General features: G+C 70.6%; 14 protein-coding genes and 1 pseudogene. 9 read left to right on the top strand and 6 right to left on the bottom strand.

Annotated features, from left to right (window positions below; translation table 11 throughout):
• Positions 1-726 (bottom strand): tryptophan 2,3-dioxygenase family protein, encoded by a 726-nt coding sequence (locus GSF22_RS08435; protein WP_208812577.1) that lies wholly within the window; start codon positions 724-726, stop codon positions 1-3.
• The gene (locus tag GSF22_RS08430; protein ID WP_208812575.1) at positions 723-1958 is read right to left on the bottom strand and encodes a pyridoxal phosphate-dependent aminotransferase; all 1236 of its coding nucleotides are present in this window, start codon (positions 1956-1958) and stop codon (positions 723-725) included. The genes GSF22_RS08435 and GSF22_RS08430 overlap by 4 nt, the downstream gene beginning before the upstream one ends.
• 156 nt (positions 1959-2114) lie before the next feature.
• On the opposite strand from GSF22_RS08430, the gene GSF22_RS35975 reads away from it, so the two are divergent.
• Entirely contained in the window at positions 2115-2255 is a 141-nt protein-coding gene (locus GSF22_RS35975; RefSeq protein WP_368856900.1) for a helix-turn-helix domain-containing protein, read from the top strand.
• On the opposite strand, the gene GSF22_RS08420 is transcribed toward GSF22_RS35975, so the two are convergent.
• A complete protein-coding gene (locus GSF22_RS08420) occupies positions 2212-2967 on the bottom strand; it encodes an SDR family NAD(P)-dependent oxidoreductase (protein ID WP_208812571.1) in 756 nt (251 codons plus the stop codon). The two genes, GSF22_RS35975 and GSF22_RS08420, sit on opposite strands and share 44 nt — an antisense overlap.
• A gap of 123 nt (positions 2968-3090) precedes the next feature.
• On the opposite strand from GSF22_RS08420, the gene GSF22_RS08415 reads away from it, so the two are divergent.
• Positions 3091-3702, top strand: coding sequence for a flavin reductase family protein (locus GSF22_RS08415; protein ID WP_208812569.1), 612 nt, complete (start codon positions 3091-3093; stop codon positions 3700-3702).
• Between the two features lie 491 nt (positions 3703-4193).
• On the opposite strand, the gene GSF22_RS08410 is transcribed toward GSF22_RS08415, so the two are convergent.
• The gene (locus GSF22_RS08410) at positions 4194-5798 is read right to left on the bottom strand and encodes a cation:proton antiporter (protein ID WP_208812567.1); all 1605 of its coding nucleotides are present in this window, start codon (positions 5796-5798) and stop codon (positions 4194-4196) included.
• A gap of 133 nt (positions 5799-5931) precedes the next feature.
• Here GSF22_RS08410 and GSF22_RS08405 point away from each other — a divergent pair, with 133 nt between their 5' ends.
• Positions 5932-7473 carry a tryptophan halogenase family protein gene (locus GSF22_RS08405; protein ID WP_208812565.1) on the top strand — a complete coding sequence of 514 codons (1542 nt, stop codon included), beginning with the start codon at positions 5932-5934 and terminating at the stop codon, positions 7471-7473.
• 154 nt (positions 7474-7627) lie between these two features.
• Here GSF22_RS08405 and GSF22_RS08400 read toward each other — a convergent pair whose 3' ends face one another.
• A complete protein-coding gene (locus GSF22_RS08400) occupies positions 7628-8986 on the bottom strand; it encodes an FAD-dependent oxidoreductase (protein WP_208812563.1) in 1359 nt (452 codons plus the stop codon).
• Between the two features lie 403 nt (positions 8987-9389).
• Between GSF22_RS08400 and GSF22_RS08395 the strand changes: the two genes are divergently transcribed.
• The 6 genes from GSF22_RS08395 to GSF22_RS08370 all read left to right on the top strand — a co-directional run bounded on the left by GSF22_RS08395 (position 9390) and on the right by GSF22_RS08370 (position 17111).
• Positions 9390-10637 carry a DUF11 domain-containing protein gene (locus GSF22_RS08395; RefSeq protein ID WP_208812561.1) on the top strand — a complete coding sequence of 416 codons (1248 nt, stop codon included), beginning with the start codon at positions 9390-9392 and terminating at the stop codon, positions 10635-10637.
• Positions 10638-10801: 164 nt separating this feature from the next.
• Complete coding sequence (locus tag GSF22_RS08390) at positions 10802-12031, top strand: LysR family transcriptional regulator (RefSeq protein WP_208812559.1); 1230 nt, start codon at positions 10802-10804, stop codon at positions 12029-12031.
• A gap of 402 nt (positions 12032-12433) precedes the next feature.
• Positions 12434-14593 carry a hypothetical protein gene (locus tag GSF22_RS08385; protein ID WP_208812557.1) on the top strand — a complete coding sequence of 720 codons (2160 nt, stop codon included), beginning with the start codon at positions 12434-12436 and terminating at the stop codon, positions 14591-14593.
• Positions 14594-14816: 223 nt separating this feature from the next.
• Positions 14817-15425: a class I SAM-dependent methyltransferase gene (locus GSF22_RS08380; protein ID WP_208812592.1), complete on the top strand. Its 609-nt coding sequence runs from the start codon at positions 14817-14819 to the stop codon at positions 15423-15425.
• 136 nt (positions 15426-15561) lie between these two features.
• On the top strand, positions 15562-15885 hold the full coding sequence (locus tag GSF22_RS08375; RefSeq protein WP_208812554.1) for a YciI family protein: 324 nt from the start codon (positions 15562-15564) through the stop codon (positions 15883-15885).
• Between the two features lie 2 nt (positions 15886-15887).
• The gene (locus tag GSF22_RS08370) at positions 15888-17111 is read left to right on the top strand and encodes an RNA polymerase sigma factor (RefSeq protein WP_208812590.1); all 1224 of its coding nucleotides are present in this window, start codon (positions 15888-15890) and stop codon (positions 17109-17111) included.
• A 21-nt stretch (positions 17112-17132) separates the two neighbouring features.
• Here GSF22_RS08370 and GSF22_RS34580 read toward each other — a convergent pair.
• A pseudogene (locus GSF22_RS34580) lies at positions 17133-17234 on the bottom strand (IS982 family transposase); the annotation flags it as partial.

Below are 17234 nucleotides of genomic sequence, written 5' to 3'. Positions count from 1 at the left end.
TCAGCTCTGGTTGGCGTCGTGCGGGCACTTCACACCTCCGTCGGCTCGGTACAGGAGGGACCTTGCCTCCCACAGCTGGGGGAACGGCGCCGCCAGGCGCCTGGTCAGGTATTCCGCCCCGGTCGTGCCGCCCGTCCCGGGTGCCCGGCCGATCACCCGGGTCACGGTCTCCACGTGGTCGAGCTGCCAGTGCCAGGCGGCCTGGGACAGATCCGCCAGCGACTCGGCCAGCCGGTACAGGTCACCGCTCTGCGGCGCCTGGCGGTAGATCGCCTCCAGGGTGGTCGACTGCTCCGCGACCGCCGCGACGAACTCGGCGAACAGTACGCTCGGCTGGCCGTGCAGGCCCAGTTCCCCACGTAGCCGGTGGAACTGCTCGGACTGCGCCCCGCTCGCGTTCCCGAACGTCGGCCGGAAGGCGGCGAAATCGCCGGGCAGCAGCCGGCGGAACACCGCCACATGCGCGGCGACCAGCCGGAGCACCGCGGCGGCCCTTTCGACGTGCTCGATCGCCTGGGGCAGGTCCCGGTTCGGCCGGCCGACCGCCACCGTCGCCTCCGCCAGGTCCATCAACACCTGCTTGAGCCACAGCTCGGAGGTCTGGTGGGCCACCAGGAAGAAGTGTTCCGCCGTGTGCACCCTCCGGTTCGCCGGCGGAGTGTTCGGCGCGACGCTGTCCAACACCTGCGGGAGGTGGATGATCTCGGCGTAGGTCTTCCCGGTCATGACGCCAACTCGGCGGCGAACGCCGCGATCCGCCGCGCCGCCTCGCTGACCTGGGTGGGCTCACCGCAGAACGCGATCCGTACCAGGTGTTCACTGGCCGGGTCGGCGTCGACCCGGGCCACCCGACCTGCGGTGATCACCGGGCGTAGCGCGAAGCCGCGCGCGGGGGCCACCGCTACCGCGTCCCGTTCGAGCAGCGCCGCAGCGAACGCATCCGCGGTCGTTCCCAGCCCGTCGATGTCGACCAGCGCGAACCAGCCACCGGCCGGCACCCGTGGGATCAGCCCCAGCTCGGCCAGGGGTGCGAGAGCGTCCCGCGCCGACCGGAGACGCTCCCGGTTGTCGGCCACCTCCGACATCGCGTCGAGCGCGGCCAGTCCGGCGTACTGCACCGGGGTGGGGGAGCTGAGGATGGACGCCTCCTGTACCACCTGGAGGGTGGCCGCGTGTGCGGCGTTCGGCGTGGCCACGTACCCGAGCCGGTAGCCGGTCATCGCGAAGCTCTTGGAGTAGCTGTACACCGAGAACACCCGGCGCTCGGCGGGCGGGACGTCGCGCTCCAGCGCCGCCATCGACACGTGGCGGCCGCTGTAGACGAAGTCCTCGTACGCCTCGTCGGCGATCACCAGCCAGTCGTTGCGTCGCGCCAGCTCCAGCAGCGCGGCCTGCAGATCGGCGTCGTACACACATCCCGTCGGGTTCGACGGCGTGTTCGTCAGCAGCACCCTGGTCCGCTCGTTGCCCATGGTGGCCAGCGCGTCCAGGTCCGGCCGGTACTCGTCGTCCAGCGGGTAGAAGCGTGGGCGCAGCCCGGCGAGCAGGCTCTGTTGCAGGTGGATCGGCCAGTGCAGGGCGGGTAGCAGGATCTCGTCGCCCGGGTCGGTCACCGACTGCATCAACGCCGAGAGGCCCTGGCTCGCCCCGGGAGTGACCAGGACCCGCTCCGCAACGGTGTCGTGTCCGTTGTGCTCGACGAGCTTCGCGGCCAGCCGTTCGCGCAGCACGGGCAGACCCTCGGCCGGGGTGTAGCCGGTGCGCCCGTCCCGGACTGCGGCAGCCAACGCCTCGATCACCGCCAGCGGTGGGGTGAAGTGTGGTTCTCCGACGTCCAGACGGGCGACGGGGCGACCGGTGCGCGCCGCCCAGGCGTTCACCGAGCGGTACACGTCATGCACGCAGGACGGTGGGATGGACTGGGCATGGGTGGCGCGGGCGGCCATCGTCGAGGTCATCGCATTCCTTCCGTGGAGACTTCGGCCTTCAGGCCGGAGAGAAAACGGAACCCCTGCGGAGCAGGGCAGAAGAGCCGGTCCGCTGCCGAGGCGAACCGGCGTACCCCCCCGCGCGTCACCGCAAGGGTCACCGACCAGCTTGCTGGCTTGTGAGCGGTGACCAGGACCGTGAAGCGCGCCTTCACGTTCCGCTTCTACTCGACCGCCCGGCAGGCTGCCGACCTTGCGCGCACGTTCGGCGACGGGGAGGATGTCAAGCGCACCGCCCCCCGTCGATCGGCAGGAGGGCGCCGGTGACCCACCGACCGGCGTCGTCGAGAAGCTGACAGATCCACTCGGCGATCTCCTCCGGCCGGCCGAACCGGCCGAGCGGCGTCAGCGCGATCATGTCCGCGCGCAGCCGGTCCAGTTCCTCGGGGCTACCGGCCACCTTGTCGTAGATGGGGGTGTCGACCGGTCCAGGCAGGATCGCGTTGACCCGGATCCCGGGTGCGAGTTCCCGGGCCAGGGAGCGGGTCAGGTGGTTGATCGCCGCTTTGGTGGCCCCGTAGAAGGACCGGCCGGGCGCGGCGAGGTCCCCGGCGACCGAGGTGACGTTCACGATCGAGCCGCGACGCTCGCGTAAGCTCGGTACGAACCGCTGGATCAGCTGTACCGGCCCGCGCACGTGCAGGTCGAACATGTACTGGAGGTCCTTGCAGTCAGCCTCGCCGATGGGTGCGAACCGGCCGATGCCGGCGTTGTTCACCAACCCGTCCAACCCGCCGAACTCCTTCAGCGTGACGGCTGCCGCCCGGTCCACGTCGACCGGGTCGGTGAGGTCGGCGGGGACCATGATTGCTTCGCCCGCTCCGCCATCGTGGATCGCGGTCATGGTCCGCGTGAGCGCGGACTCCCGCCTGCCGAGCACGGCGACCCGGGCACCGCCGGCCGCTGCGCGTACCGCGGTCGCCGCGCCGATGCCACTGCCGGCTCCCGTGATCAAGAAAGCCTTGCCCTCCAACGACATGCCGCCGACGTTATGGCCGGAGCGAGGACCGGTCGACTCCGGTAGGGGTACCCGACTGGCCACCTCGACCGAGCGCGCCGCGCGGACAGGTGGCTTCCCGCTCCGGCGGGTGATGCTGTAGCCATGACTGACATGCCAGCGCAGGAGCCCGGGCATGCGGCGTGGTCGGCGGGCGGCGACGCGACCTTCCGGGAGCTGATGAGCCTGTTCCCGAGCGGCGTCACCGTTGTTACGGCCATCGATCGGACCGGCGTGCCGCTCGGTCTGACCTGTACCTCCATGTGCAGCGTGAGCCTAAGCCCGCCGATGCTGCTGACCTGTCTGCATCATCGCAGCTCCACGCTCCACGCCATGCTGGAACGGGGATCGTTCGCGGTGAACCTGCTGCACTCCGGCGGCCAGGCCGCGGCCGAGGTCTTCGCCACGGCAGACCTGGACCGGTTCGCGGCGGTGCGTTGGCAGCCGACGCCGGTACGGGGGCTGCCGTGGCTCACCACGGACGCGCATGCGGTCGCCGAGTGCGAAGTGGCCGAGGCCAAGGCCGCCGGTGATCACGTCGTGGTGTTCGGTCACGTCGACGGGGTGCTCACTCGGCCGGGAAGCCCGCTGCTGTACGGGTTGCGCTCCTACGCGGCGTGGACCGGCCGGGACGGTACACCGACGGAAGGAACCGCGGAATGGACGCCCGCATCGACGGTGTCGTCGTCCTCGGCGGGGGCACCGCTCGCAGGGTGACATCCTCCCTCGCCCGACGGCGGGGGAGTTCCTGAGCCGTGCCAGGGGGTTCCTGCCGGCCCTGACCGACGGTCAGTAAGACCGCGCGTGGAAGCCACCGGGGTGGGGACGCCAAGCCCGTACCGCGTCGGCGTGACGTCCCCACCGCGGTGACCGGCGGAACGCCGTTCCGGGCCAGCCCGCCCCGGAACGGCCCTCTTCCGTGGCACCCTGAGCGAGGATGTATCGATCGGGCGGGTCATCCTGGTTTGCCCGTACTTACGTCCTGTCCGATGCTTGACCGTGGGTCGTTCGTCGCCGATCGCGGGAGGACCGCCATGAACAGCGCCGTCAGGACCGGCCGGTCGCGGCCGGCGTGGTGGACCGACCTCCCGGTGGCGGCGCTGCTGCTGGCCGGTTGGTTCACGGTCGCGGCGGGTGCCGTCCCACACGTGATCGTCGGGTTGCTGTTCGTCGCCTGGGCGGTGCTGCACGTGGCGACCCGGCCCCGGCTACGGGCGCGGCTGGGGCTGACGGCCCGCACCGCGTGGCCTGTTCGGCGCAGACTGGCGACGTGGCTGACGATCGGCTTCGCCGCGGTGATGACCGTCAGCGGGCTGGTCCAGTGGGCGGGGGTCGAGGCCATGATCCCCATCCATTCCACCTCCTGCTACCTGACCTTCCTGGGTGCCGGATGGCACGCGTGGCTGCACCGGGGCGCCCTCCGGGTCCGCCTGCGCCGGTCGGGCTGAGCAGAGCATGACCAGCGGCGTGACGGCAGCTGTGGTCAACATCGCCATCAGTGTCAGGATCGCGAACAGGTCGGCGCCGATCACTCCGAGGTCCAGCCCGATGTTGAGCAGCACCAGTTCGGTGAGGCCGCGACAGTTCATCAACGCGCCGATCTGCCACGACTGGCGCCAGTCGATGTCCATCGCCCGGGCGGCCAACGCCGCACCGCCCAACTTCCCGGCCACCGCCAGCGCCAGCACCAGACCGCACCACAGCCACATGCCACCCTCACCCAGCAGCACCAACTCGGTGCGCAGGCCGCTGTAGGCGAAGAACAGCGGTAGCAGCAGCATCGAGGTCAGGCTGCCGACAGTGTCGTGCAACCGCCTGCCCACCGCCGAGTCACCGGGCAGCACCAGCCCGAACAGGAACGCGCCGAAGATAGCGTGCACACCGATCCGCTCGGTGACCGTCGCACACAGCAGTACGCCGACGAGCACCACCTGGACCGCGACACGTATCCGCCGAGGGTCGGTCGTCGTCAACAGCCGGGTGAGTCCCGGCCGCGCCGCGAACAGCACGGCCCCGAAAACGGCGGTCAACGCCGCGGTCACCGCGACGCCAACCATCGACGACACGCCAACCACCGCGACCACCATCGCGAGCAGGATCCACGCGGTCACATCACCGGCCAACGCACAGGTCATCACGAGCGTACCGATCCTTGTCCGGTACATCCCGAGGTCGACCAGGATCCGGGCGAGCACCGGTAGCGCGGTGACGCTCAACGACACGCCGAGGAACAACGCGAACGGCAGGTACCCCACACCGTCGGGGGCGAACCGGTCGTAGGCGGCGGCCGCGAGCAGCACCCCGAGCAGAAACGGCGTGGCGATGCTGACATGGCTGACCACCAGGGTGAGCGGTCCCCGTCCGCGTAGCGCGGCCAGGTTCAGCTCCAGTCCGGTCAGGAAGACGAACAGCACGACGCCCAACTGCGCCAGCACGTTCAGCTGGGGCAGCACCTCGGCGGGGACCAGCGCCCGCTGCGCCTGCGGCCACACCGCGCCGAGTACCGAGGGACCGAGCAGGATGCCCGCCGCGATCTCACCGATCACCGGCGGCTGCCCGATGCGTCGAACCAGCGCTCCGGCTACCTTGCAGGCACCGACGACGGTGACGACGGCGAGCAGGAGCCGGGCGAGAGGGTGGTGGGTGGCGTGGCCCGCGTCCGCGACGACAGCGAGGTGGCCGCCACCGATGTCCGCGCTCAGCAGCGCGACCGCGCCGAGCACCGGGACGACGACGAGAGCGGCGTAGACGGCGATGACGCGGAGCGGGGAAGGGTGCGTCTGGATGGTTTCCTCCCAGCGTCGATCGGTCACCCGACGCTAGGGCGTGCGCCCGCGCGGCGATCAGGCTCGGCTGGAGCCCCTGATCGCACGCCCCGATCGGGCAGTCGCCGACGGCCCGATCCGTGATGGCGTAGGGGGACGTCAATCGTGGAAGGGGCATGACATGGTGCGCGACGTGGTCATCGTCGGAGGTGGTACGGCGGGCTGGATGACCGCGACCTATCTCCGGGCCGCCTTCGGTGATCGGCTCGGCGTGACGCTGGTGGAGTCCCGCGCCGTGCCCCCGATCGGCGTGGGTGAGGCGACGTTCAGCACGATCCGCCATTTCTTCGACTATCTGGGGCTTGCCGAGCACGAGTGGATGCCCGAGTGCAACGCGACGTACAAGCTGGCGATCCGCTTCGAGAACTGGCGCGAGCCGGGACGGTACTTCTACCACCCCTTCGAGCGGCTACGACTCGCCGACGGCTTCACCATGGCCGACTGGTGGCTGAAGATCGGCAGTGACCGGTTCGACCGCGAGTGCCTCGTGGTCCCTGCGATATGCGAGGCGAAGCGGGCACCGAAGAACCTGAGCGGTGAGCTGTTCGAGGTTTCGCTGCACGACGGTGGTGACCGGCACCGCCGGACCACGATGTCCGAGCAGGACACCCAGTTTCCCTATGCCTACCAGTTCGACGCCAGCCTGTTGGCGAAGTTCCTGACCGGCTACGGCGTCCAGCGCGGCGTGAAGCACATCCGCGACGACGTGGTGGACGTGAAGCAGGATGAGCGCGGCTGGATCAGCCACCTGGTCACCGCCGAACACGGCGAGCTGGCCGGGGACCTGTACATCGACTGCACCGGGTTCCGCGGCATGTTGATCAACCAGGTGCTCGGCGAGCCGTTCGAGTCCTACCAGCAGTACCTGCCCAACGATCGTGCCGTGGCCCTGCGCGTGGCGGCGGATCCCGAGCGCGACGGCATCCGGCCCTACACCACCGCCACGGCCATGGAGTCCGGCTGGATCTGGACGATCCCGTTGTTCCACCGCAACGGAACGGGATACGTGTACGCGGAGGACTTCTGCTCCGCCGAGGAGGCCGAGCGCACCATACGCCGCTTCGTCGGTCCGGCGGCCGACGACGTCGAGGCCAACCACATCCGGATGCGGGTGGGGCGCAACCGGAACTCCTGGGTACACAACTGCGTCGCGATCGGGCTGTCCAGCGGATTCGTGGAGCCGCTGGAATCGACCGGGATCTTCTTCATCCACCACGGGATCGAGCAGTTGGTGAAGCACTTCCCGGACGAGAGTTGGGACCCGACGCTCATCAGGGCCTACAACCGGACGATCAACCGTTGTCTGGACGGGGTGCGGGACTTCCTGGTGGTGCACTACCGGTGTGCTGCCCGCGCCGACACCCCGTACTGGAAGGCGACGAAGGAACGGCCGGTCCCCGACGGCGTGGCCGAGCGTCTGGAGGTCTGGAGCACCCGCCTGCCCGACGAGACCTCCGTGTACCCCTACTACCACGGCTTCGAGCCCTACTCGTACAACGTGATGCTGCTCGGGCTCGGCGGCCACCTGCCCCGCGCACCCAAGGCCGCGCTCTCCTTCCTGGACGAGGCCGCCGCCCGCCGGCAGCTCGCCGCGGTCGCCCGTCAGTCCCGCGAACTGGTTGCCAGCCTCCCCAGCCAGTACGACTACCTGGCGTCGATGTGACGAGGGTCTGACGAACGGCGCTGTCTCACGTGCGTGCGCCGACCGTTCGAGCCCCAGCAGACCCACTCACTCGTGAGGTGGTAGAGCGCGGGGGTGGGCCATCCGGCGCATGCCGAGTTGCTCAGGGATGCGCCGCCGAACCACCACCGCACTGTCAGGCGGCGGGTCTGCGACTGCTCGGTGCGGCCGGCTGGTCGGCTGGCGGCCGGACAACTGAGCCGGCGCCATGCGATGCGGCGCCATGGCGGCTGAGGAGGACGCGTAGCACGCGATCCGGTCGCAGCAGGCTGGTGGGCGCAGCGAGCAGGCCCGTCACGCGTACGAACGCGGCACCCAGGCTCGGGTCGGTGGCGGCTGCGGCGTGCAGCCGGGGCAGATACGCGTTGACCATGCGGGTCCGTGCCGTGCGGCGACCACGTACCTCGGGGAAGGCCAGATCCGAGCCGGTGGCGATCTCCCATGGCACGTCGACGACTTTGGCCATGGCCTGGAAGTAGCGGCGAGAGGTCGGCAGGCGCCCTTCGGCCAGCAGGTCACCGAACGCGGCGGCCTGGAGCGCGGCCACGGTCATACCCTGGCCGTAGATGGGGTTGAATCCGCATACCGCGTCGCCGATGACGAACAGCCCGGCGGGGAAGCGGGACAGCCGCTCGTACCGGTGTCGCACGTTGGCCGGGTACTGGAAGGTGGCTGGCTTGCCGAGCGGTTCGCCGTCGCGGATCGCGCGGTAGATGTCGTCGAAGGGCAGGCTCCGTGCGAACGCGAGGAAACCGTCCAGTTCGGTCGGCGGTTGGTCGCCGAGCATCCCGACCTGGGTGGCCAGGTACCGGTCGCCCTCCTGCGCGACGAGCCCTGCCGCCCGCGGCTGCCCGGGGTGCCAGGAGTGCAGCATGAGCGCGTCGCTGCCCAGCGCGCCGGGCGGCAACCGGTAGGCGCGGCTGGCGTAGCACACCCCGATGTGCACCTTGTCGGCCTGCGGTCGGGGGTAGCCCCAACTCTCCAGCCAGAGCGGAGTACGCGAGCCGCGCCCGGTCGCGTCGACGACCAGATCGGCGCCGATGACCGTGATGTCGCCGTCGTCACCGCGTACCCGCACCCCGGTGACAGCACGGCGGTCGGCCGTGGTGCTCGGCTCGACGACATCGAGGCCGTCGGCGACGCGGACGTTCGGCAGGGCGCGGACGCGATTCCGTACGGCGGACTCCAGCAGCGGCCGGCTGGGGAACAGGACCGGCTGGCCGATGTCCGCCTGCTTGATCCGATGACCGGACAGAAACCATCGAATGCCACCCAGCAGGTCCCCCGCAGGTGCGCCGTCCGCGATGATCTCGGCGGTCAGGCCGGGGAACAGTTCGTCCAGCACCTGCGCGCCTCGGGCCAACAGCGCGTGGATGTGGTGTCCCTGCGGTGCGCCACGGCGCTGCGCCACGCCCGGAGGCAGGCGGTCGCGTTCGACGATCGTCACCCGCTCGAACGACTCCGCGAGGACCCGCGCGGTGAGCAGGCCCGCCATGCTCGCACCCAAGACGACCGCATGCCGGCCGACGACGTGACCCATGGCGCCTCCCAGGCTTCCGCACCAGGGCGCAATTATCTGCGGTGAAATCGAGGGTCTTCTTCTTCGACGTTGCGCTGAGGAGAGTTTCCGGTGCGGCGAGCCGGAATTTCAGCCCGACATCGGTCAGCACGGTCGTGGTCCGGCTGCCGTTACGGGTGTTCCCACTGTTTCGCGCTGTCCAAGCCCGGAACGGGGCGGGGGACAGCGCCGCGTGGAACCGTGCCAGGTTGGTATGGCCCTCCGCCACCTCTGGTATTACCCTGCCGCCACGGCGCGTGGTGAGAATTCAGCTGTCTTGTAGATCTCGTTCGATGCGGGCGGCGATCTCCTGCATCTTCTCCGTGGGAAAGGGCAGTCCATGCTCCAACGATCACGACGCCGTACCGCGTTCGGCGCGGCCCTCGTCGCACTCTTCACGTTCGTCTCCGGGCTGGTCGTCACCAGCCCGGCCCGGGCCGCCACGGCCACGTTCCTCTGCGACGACGGTGGGACGGCCGGCACCGAGACCCCGTCCTACAGTCCCAACAGCCAGTGCGCCTCGTGGGCCGACTACTACCTTCACCTCTGGCCCGAGAGGTGCCTCACGGACACCCGGGACGAGCCGCTCAACTCGCCGCAGGACACGATGAACGTCAGCTGCATCGACAGCGCCGTCCCGAATCCGCCGGGCTACGGGTCAAGCGCCGACGTCTCCTTCATGCTCGACGTGGTCAATCCCGGCCTGGCCGGACCGGGGGTGCTCAACGGTGGCACCTACCGGGTGGACGGGTACGTCAGGAACCTCTCCACCACGACGACCGCCCAGCAGGTCCGGGTGCCGCTGACCCTCAACGGCCTGACCGTGATCTCGGCGACGCCGACCGCCGGCACGTTCAGCGGGACGACGTGGACGGTGGGGAACCTGGCGCCCGGGGTCGAGCGCAGGATCGTCCTGCAGGTGAAGACCCCGATCGGTACGGGGCTGAAGGCCACGAACCTGGTGGCGCAGGCGAGCGCCTCGACCACCGACCCGGCCTCGGCCAACAACCGGAAGGTGGAGACGCTGATCTCCAGCTCCGGACCGTTCGCCAAGACCGACGGTGGGTGCACCTCCGGTTCGCTCCAGAGCCGTAACCGCACCTCGACGGTGAACCCCAACGGCTACCGTGCCGACGGCTGGCGGATCTTCCGGACCGGCGTCGTCCGAGCCACCATGACCTGGACCGGCGTCTGCATGGCCAGTGACGGGCGGCTGCTGACCACCGGCACCTACAACGTCACCGCAGCCGGAATCAACGGTTGGACGCTGGTCAGCGTCGGTGCCGCCCAGTGCACCCGGGACCAGAACGTGGCCCACTGCAACCGGTACGTCGAGCTCCAGGCGCCCCAGGGCTGGCGACCGGAGACTCTGGAACTGGCCGGGTCGATCGGTACGACCCTCAACGCCGGCATCACCCAGGCGGCGGCGAACCTCGGCATCACCCTGAACCCGCAGGTCTCCTTCCAGGCGGTCTGGAACGCCGAGCGCCGTACGATCCGTCTCCCGTTCAGCATGCTGATGTACCGGGGCGGCTGCACCTGGGCGGCCGGTGCCGGCAGCAGCTCCCTCCCGGGCTCCTGCGGCTAGCCACCCGCGCCCGCACCGACCGCTGCCCGGCCCCGCGCCGGGCAGCGGCGTACCCGACCCGCACCGGCCGGTCCAGACCGCGCCACGGGAGCGTCTTTCACGCGTCAGGTGGTTGCCGCAGGTGGGCTTACCAACCGGACGGCCGCCGCATACCATCTGAGCCCGTGGATGCGCGAGATCTTCGGCTGCTGCTCGGTGTGGCCGACGGCGCCGATGTGGGGGACCTCGCGGCCCGTTCGGGCATCAGTGAGTCCGGGGTGCGCAGACGGCTGGGCCGGCTGGCAGGTGTGGGCGAGGCCGGTTGGTTGTGCCGGACGGGACAGGGCTACCGGCTGTCCGAGCGTGGGCGGGCGGCGTTGGACGCAATTGGTCGGGCGGTCACCGCGTGCGACACGATCGCCGGGATCATCGACGCCGATTCCGTCTCCGTCCGGCACGCTCAGTTGGTCGACGTGGTCGCCGCGACCGGTTCGATCGGTGGCGCGGCCCGTCATCTGGGGTTGCCGCAGCCGTCGGTGAGTGCCCTGGTGGCGCGGATCGAGCGGCAGTGGCGGGCCGTGCTGTTCGAGCGGACCCCGGGCGGGGTACGACCCACCCCGATCCTGGTCGAGCTGCTCCCGCACCTGCGCGCCCTGGCCTCGGTGACCTCCCCGGTCACCGACCCCGAGGAGCCACCGGTGCCGCCCGGCGTTCTGCAGTTGGCCAGTGAGTTCGGCTTCAGCGGACTGCTCGACGCGCTTCGCGACGACGCGCTGGTCGACGTCCGGCAGCACATCGTCGACATCCCCGGGCCCGACTGGACCCCGGCGATGCTCGCCGCCGACATCTGTGTGTACGCCGACCTTCCGTTGGTGGGGTTGGCGGTGCCGCCGGGGTGGGACAGCACGGTGGCGTTCGAGGACCCGGCGTACGTCCTGATGCCGCACGACGTCGGTCCCGGTCGCACCGAGATCAGCCTGCGGGAACTGGCCGGTCTGGACTGGCTCACCGGCCCGGCCGGCACCCGCAACCACCGTTCGGTGGTGTCGCTGTGCCGGGCGGCGGGTTTCGAACCGCGGATCCGGTTCACCGCACTCAACGGGCCGAGCGGTCGCCGGATCCTGGAGGGCGGCGGGGCCGTCGCGCTCACCAGCGCAACTCTGGTCCCCGCCGGGACCATGCACACCGTCCGGCTCGCCGAGGACGTCCGGATCAGGATGACCGTGAGTTGGCGGCACCGCAGCACCGCCACCGCGACGGCGGGGTGGCTGGTGCGTTGGCTGCGCGACCAGCAGGTCCGGCGGCTTGCCGAGTGTCGGCCGGATCTGCTCACCGAGTTGCGGGCCGACCCGGCCCGGTGGCCGACGTACGCCCGGCAGGAGGTCCACCGAACGCACCACCCTGAGCAGGATTGACGCGCCACCTCGGGCAGCGCGGGCACCGTCGCTGTGGCACCGATCCTGATGCCGGGGTTCGCCTCCGCTGCGGGTGAAAGCAGTTGCCGATCGAGCAAGTGATCGAATGCAATCGTGGACGTGAAGGAGCGGGCGAGGCGGGAGGGCGTCCATCCGGTTGCGGCGTATCGCTGGCTCCGGGAAGGCACGCTGCCCGCGCCTGCTCGACGGGCGCCGCGTGGCGGCGGACCGCGTCCGCCGCGTGGTCGACGCCGGCACCGACCCGGACGGTTCGGCGTGACGACAATTCAGGCGTACCGGTACGCCCTCGACCGGGAAGGGCCCCGGTGGCAGGACGCGGAGCCGACGGCAACTACCAACAGTGCGCTGTGGTGAGTGCACTGAGAGGTGACGGAGGAGCACGTGCTCGAGAAGCTGATCATCCAGAGGACCCTGCGCGTGCCGGCGAGTACGGGCACGGCCGGTGACGGTACCGCCGTGGCCCGGCAGTTGGACGCCGCGCTGCTCGGTGTCGGGTTCTCGGCGTCGCGGGCGCTGCTGGAGCACATCGGCACCCTGGCCCCGGCACCGGCGATGGACCTCGCCGCCACGGTTGTCTCCGCCGTCCGTGAGCTGGTCGGCGACCACGTGCAACACAACGCCTACTTCATCGACTTCCCGCACGGCGTGCCGGACACCGTCGAGTTCTGGACCGACCGGCTCCGCGCCGCCGTCCTCACCGGCGGCGGTACGGCGACCGACGGGCAACTCCGCGACGCCGTCGCCTCCGGTGGGGTGAACCTGCTCGCCCTGCCTGGCTACGGGGCCTACCAGCACACCTACGCCGAGTTGCTGGCCGCGCACGACGACCTGGTCACCGCAGCCGGCGACCGGGTGACCGTGCTGCGTCTCGGCGACACCGTCGACGTGGAGTCGGAGCGGCTGTACCTGGACCTGGCCGGTGGCACGACACCACACGGCGAGGCCGACCTCGCGCTCCTCAGCGAACTCACGGTCGCCTGCCTGGACGGCGTGCAGCCGGCCGAGATCCCGGTACGGGAGAACCGGGCCGTACTCAACGGGATCCGGCTGGTTCTCGGCCGTCCGCTGGTCGCCGTGGACACGGTGACCGACGTGCTGCGTCTGGCCTGCCAGGTCTCCGACGGGGACGTCTCCCTCGTGACGCCCACCCGGTTCCGTGCCTTCCGGCGCCCGGAACGGCGGATGCTGCTCGCCGCACTGGACCGGGTCGTCGCTGCGAACCCGAACAAGCTCGCTGACGTCGTCCGCTACGCGGAGCGGTGGAAGCGGCTCGGGGAACGGCTGCACCCGCACGAGTACGGCCAGTGGCCGCACGCACAGGCGGTGTTCGCGGTCGCGCGCGGCGAGCAGCGGGTACCCGGTCTCGCCGGCCGCGCGGAGGCGGCGATCCGGGCCGGAACGATCGGTCCGGCCGCGTCGGTGCTGTCGGCGGCGCCCGGCCTGCTCCTGCGATCCGCGGACCGGCTGCTGCGGCTGGCGTCGCCGTCGGAGCGGTCCGCCGTCGTCGAGGCGGTGACCGGTGCGCTCGGCTCGGCGTCGGGTCGGGTGCTGCTCTCGCTCCGGGAGCACGTCGACAACCGGCTGACGCCCGCGTCCGCCCGGATGTACGTGGGTCGCTCGCGGCGCGCGTGGGTCGGACCGGACGAGCGGCCGACGCTGCCGGCCGGGTTGGTGGCCGAGTTGTCGGCGCTGCTCGACACCGAGATCGGTACCCGGCTGCCGGAGCCGCTGCGACCGCTGGTGGTGGACCCGGAGGTGCTCGACGTCGCCCTGCCGCTGTCGGGCAAGGCGACCGAGAGTGGGTTCGCGGTCCTGCCGAGGGGTTCACGGGCGTCGGTCTCCGGTGAGCTGCTGCGCTTCTTCACATACTGGCGTCAGGCCGGTCGGCGCACCGACCACGACCTGTCGGTGCTGCTGCTCGACGAGGGGTTCCACAGCGCGGGCCAGGTGTCCTGGACCAACTACCACCACGACGGTGTGGTGCACTCCGGTGACATCACCGACGCCACGAACGGTGCGACCGAGTTCGTCGACGTGCCCCTGACGGTGCAGGGGAGCTACGTGGTGCCGCAGGTGTACGTCTATGCGGGCGAGTCGTTCGACGAGGTCGCCGAGTCGATGTTCGGGTACCAGACCCGGACGCGGGAGCAGCGCGGTGCGCCGTTCGACGCGCGGACCGTGCGGGCCCGTTCGCACCTGCGCGGTCAGGGCCGCGTCGCGTTGCCGATGGTGTTCGCCAAGGGCGAGCAGGGCTGGCAGGCGGTGTGGCTGCACCTGTACCTGCGGGGCCGGCCGTCGTTCAACCGGGTGGAGGACAACACGTTCACCACCGCCGACCGGGTACGGGCACTGGTGGAACGGCGTTACCTCACGGTCTCCTACCTCGTCGACCGGTGGCGTACCCGGGGCGAGGTGACGATGTGGGACGGCCGGATGCCGGACGAGCCGGTCACCTTCGTCGGTATCGAGGCGCCGGGGGACCTGCCGGACGGATCGGAGGCGTATACACTTGACCGGCTCGGGGAGCTGATCCCCGAGTAGGCGGGCGACAGCCGAGGCCATGTGGGCGCTTCCTGCTATTCCGTTCGATTCGGGAACCTCCGCCATGCGGGGGATCTGGTATTCAGCACCCGCGCTCTCCTCGGCTCGCCTGCGGCCCACCGACGTCCTCCGGTCGCGTCCCGACCTGACCCGGGCCGGCGGCGTCCCGCTGCCGCCTGCATGGCAGCACGACGCCGGCCCGTAGGGTCACGTGATGAACGTGGTGAACACGCAGCAGGTCCGGCAGGCGTATGCGTCCGTTGCGGAGCTCTACATCGGGCTGTTCGGGACACGCCAGCAGGTCCACGCCGACGACCTCGCCTTCATCGGGCGGCATCTGGCGGGCCGACCCGGCACCGTCCTCGACCTGGGCTGCGGGCCCGGCCATATCACCGACTACCTCCGGTCGTCGGGCGTCGACGCGACGGGCATCGACCTGGTGCCCGAGTTCGTCGCCCATGCGCGGGCCACCCACCCGGACGGACGGTACGAACTCGGGTCGATGGATAGGCTCGCCGCTGCCGACCGTTCCGTCGTGGGCATCCTGGCCTGGTTCTCGTTGATCCATCTGCCGCCGCAGGATCTCGACGGCGTGCTCGCGGAGTTCCGCCGGGTGCTGGCCCCGGCCGCGACGTTGGTGACCGGGTTCTTCGTGAGGGACGAGGTCGACGCCTTCGACCACAAGGTCGTGACCGCCTGGCGCTGGCCCGTCGACGAGTTCTCCGAGCGACTGACCCGGGTCGGCTTCCGGGAGGTCGAGCGGCTGCAGCGGCCCGCCGAGGGCCCTCACCGGCCGTACGCCGCCATCGCGGCCACCGCGATCGTCGGGTGAGCCGGCTCCGCCGTGACCCGCCCGGCATCCGTCGAAAAAACTCGGGCCGTGGTGTCGGATCGGGCCCACGGTGTTCGTTGCAGAGGTGAACGGCCGCCCACGAGGGGCACCCGACGCACACAGGAGACGATCTGCGATGCAGTACCTGATTTCCGTGATCCACGACGACTCCACCCTCGCCACGCCGGACGAGATGGCCGCCATCGACGTGTTCAACGACCGGCTCCAGGCGGCGGGCCACTGGGTCTTCGCCGGTGGCCTCGCCGGTCCCGACTCGGCCACCGTCATCGACAACCGCGGTGCGGAACCGCTGTTCACCGACGGACCCTTCCTGGAGTCGAAGGAGCACCTCATCGGCTTCTGGATCATCGAGGCGCCCGACCTGGACGTGGCACTCACGCTCGCCGCCGAGGGATCGAAACACTGCAACCGGAAGGTCGAGGTGCGGCCGTTCCGGTGAACGTGGTGGACGCCCGCCAGGCGGTCACCCGGGCCCACCGGGAGGAGTGGGCGCGGGTGGTCGCCGCACTGACCCGGCGTTTCGGTGACCTCGACATCGCCGAGGAGGCAGCGGCCGAGGCGTTCGCGACCGCCGTCGAGCGTTGGCCGGACGACGGCGTACCGCCCAACCCCGGAGCCTGGCTGACCACCACCGCCAGCCGCAGAGCCATCGACCGGATCCGGCGCGAGAACAGACGCGACGACAAGCAGCGGGAGGCCCAACTGTGCTACGACAGCCCACCCGAACCGCTCGGCGCCATCGACGACGAGCGGCTCCGGCTGATCTTCACCTGCTGTCACCCGGCGCTCGCGATGCCGACCCGGGTGGCGTTGACGCTGCGCATGGTCGGCGGTCTGACCGTGGCCGAGATCGCCCGCGCCTTCCTGGTGCAGGAGACCGCCATGGGACAGCGGATCACCCGGGCGAAAGCCAAGATCAAGGCAGCTCGCATCCCGTACCGGGTGCCGTCGGCGGCCGACCTCCCGGGACGGGTGTCCGGCGTACTCGCCGTGCTCTTCCTCGTGTTCAACGAGGGCTACCTGACGACCGGACCCGACACCGATCCCGTACGTCAGGACCTGACCGCCGAGGCGATCCGGCTCACCCGACTGGTCCGTGACCTTCTGCCGGGCGACGGTGAGGTGGCCGGGCTGCTGGCGTTGATGCTGCTCACCGAGGCCCGCCGGGCCGCCCGCGTCTCGGCCGGCGGTGAACTGGTCACCCTCGCCGAGCAGGACCGGGGAGCTTGGGACGCCGCGCTGATCGCCGAGGGCCACCGGCTGGTGCGGGAACGCCTGGCCGCCGGAACGGCCCCGGGCCGCTACCAGATCCTCGCCGCGATCAACGCCGTGCACACCTGCGTCCGCGACGTCCGTGACACCGACTGGTCGCAGGTCGTCGCCCTCTACGACCAGCTTGTCCGGCTCGACCCCTCACCGGTCGTCGCCCTCAACCGGGCCATCGCGGTCGCCGAGCTGGACGGGCCGGAGGTGGCGTTGGCGGCTGTCGACCGGCTCGAACCCGACCTGGCCGGTTACCGCGCGTACCACGCGACCCGCGCCGACCTGCTGCGTCGGCTGGGCCGCAGCCAGGAGTCCCGCGCGGCGTACGACAGCGCCATCGTGCTGGCGGGCAACACCGCCGAGACCGCCTACCTGACCCGCCGCCGCGACCAGCTCGGCTAGACGAGTAAGTCCGAAGTCGGGTCAGTGGTCGTAGGCGATCAGGGACCTGGTCACGGGTTGGCCGGTGGCGCGGTTGTGCCAGATCGCGGCGGTCATGGCGAGGATTCGCTGCGCGACTCGGGC

Source organism: Micromonospora echinofusca (assembly GCF_017614955.1).
Lineage (GTDB): Bacteria > Actinomycetota > Actinomycetes > Mycobacteriales > Micromonosporaceae > Micromonospora > Micromonospora echinofusca_A.
This window is presented reverse-complemented; position numbering and strand designations above follow the sequence as displayed.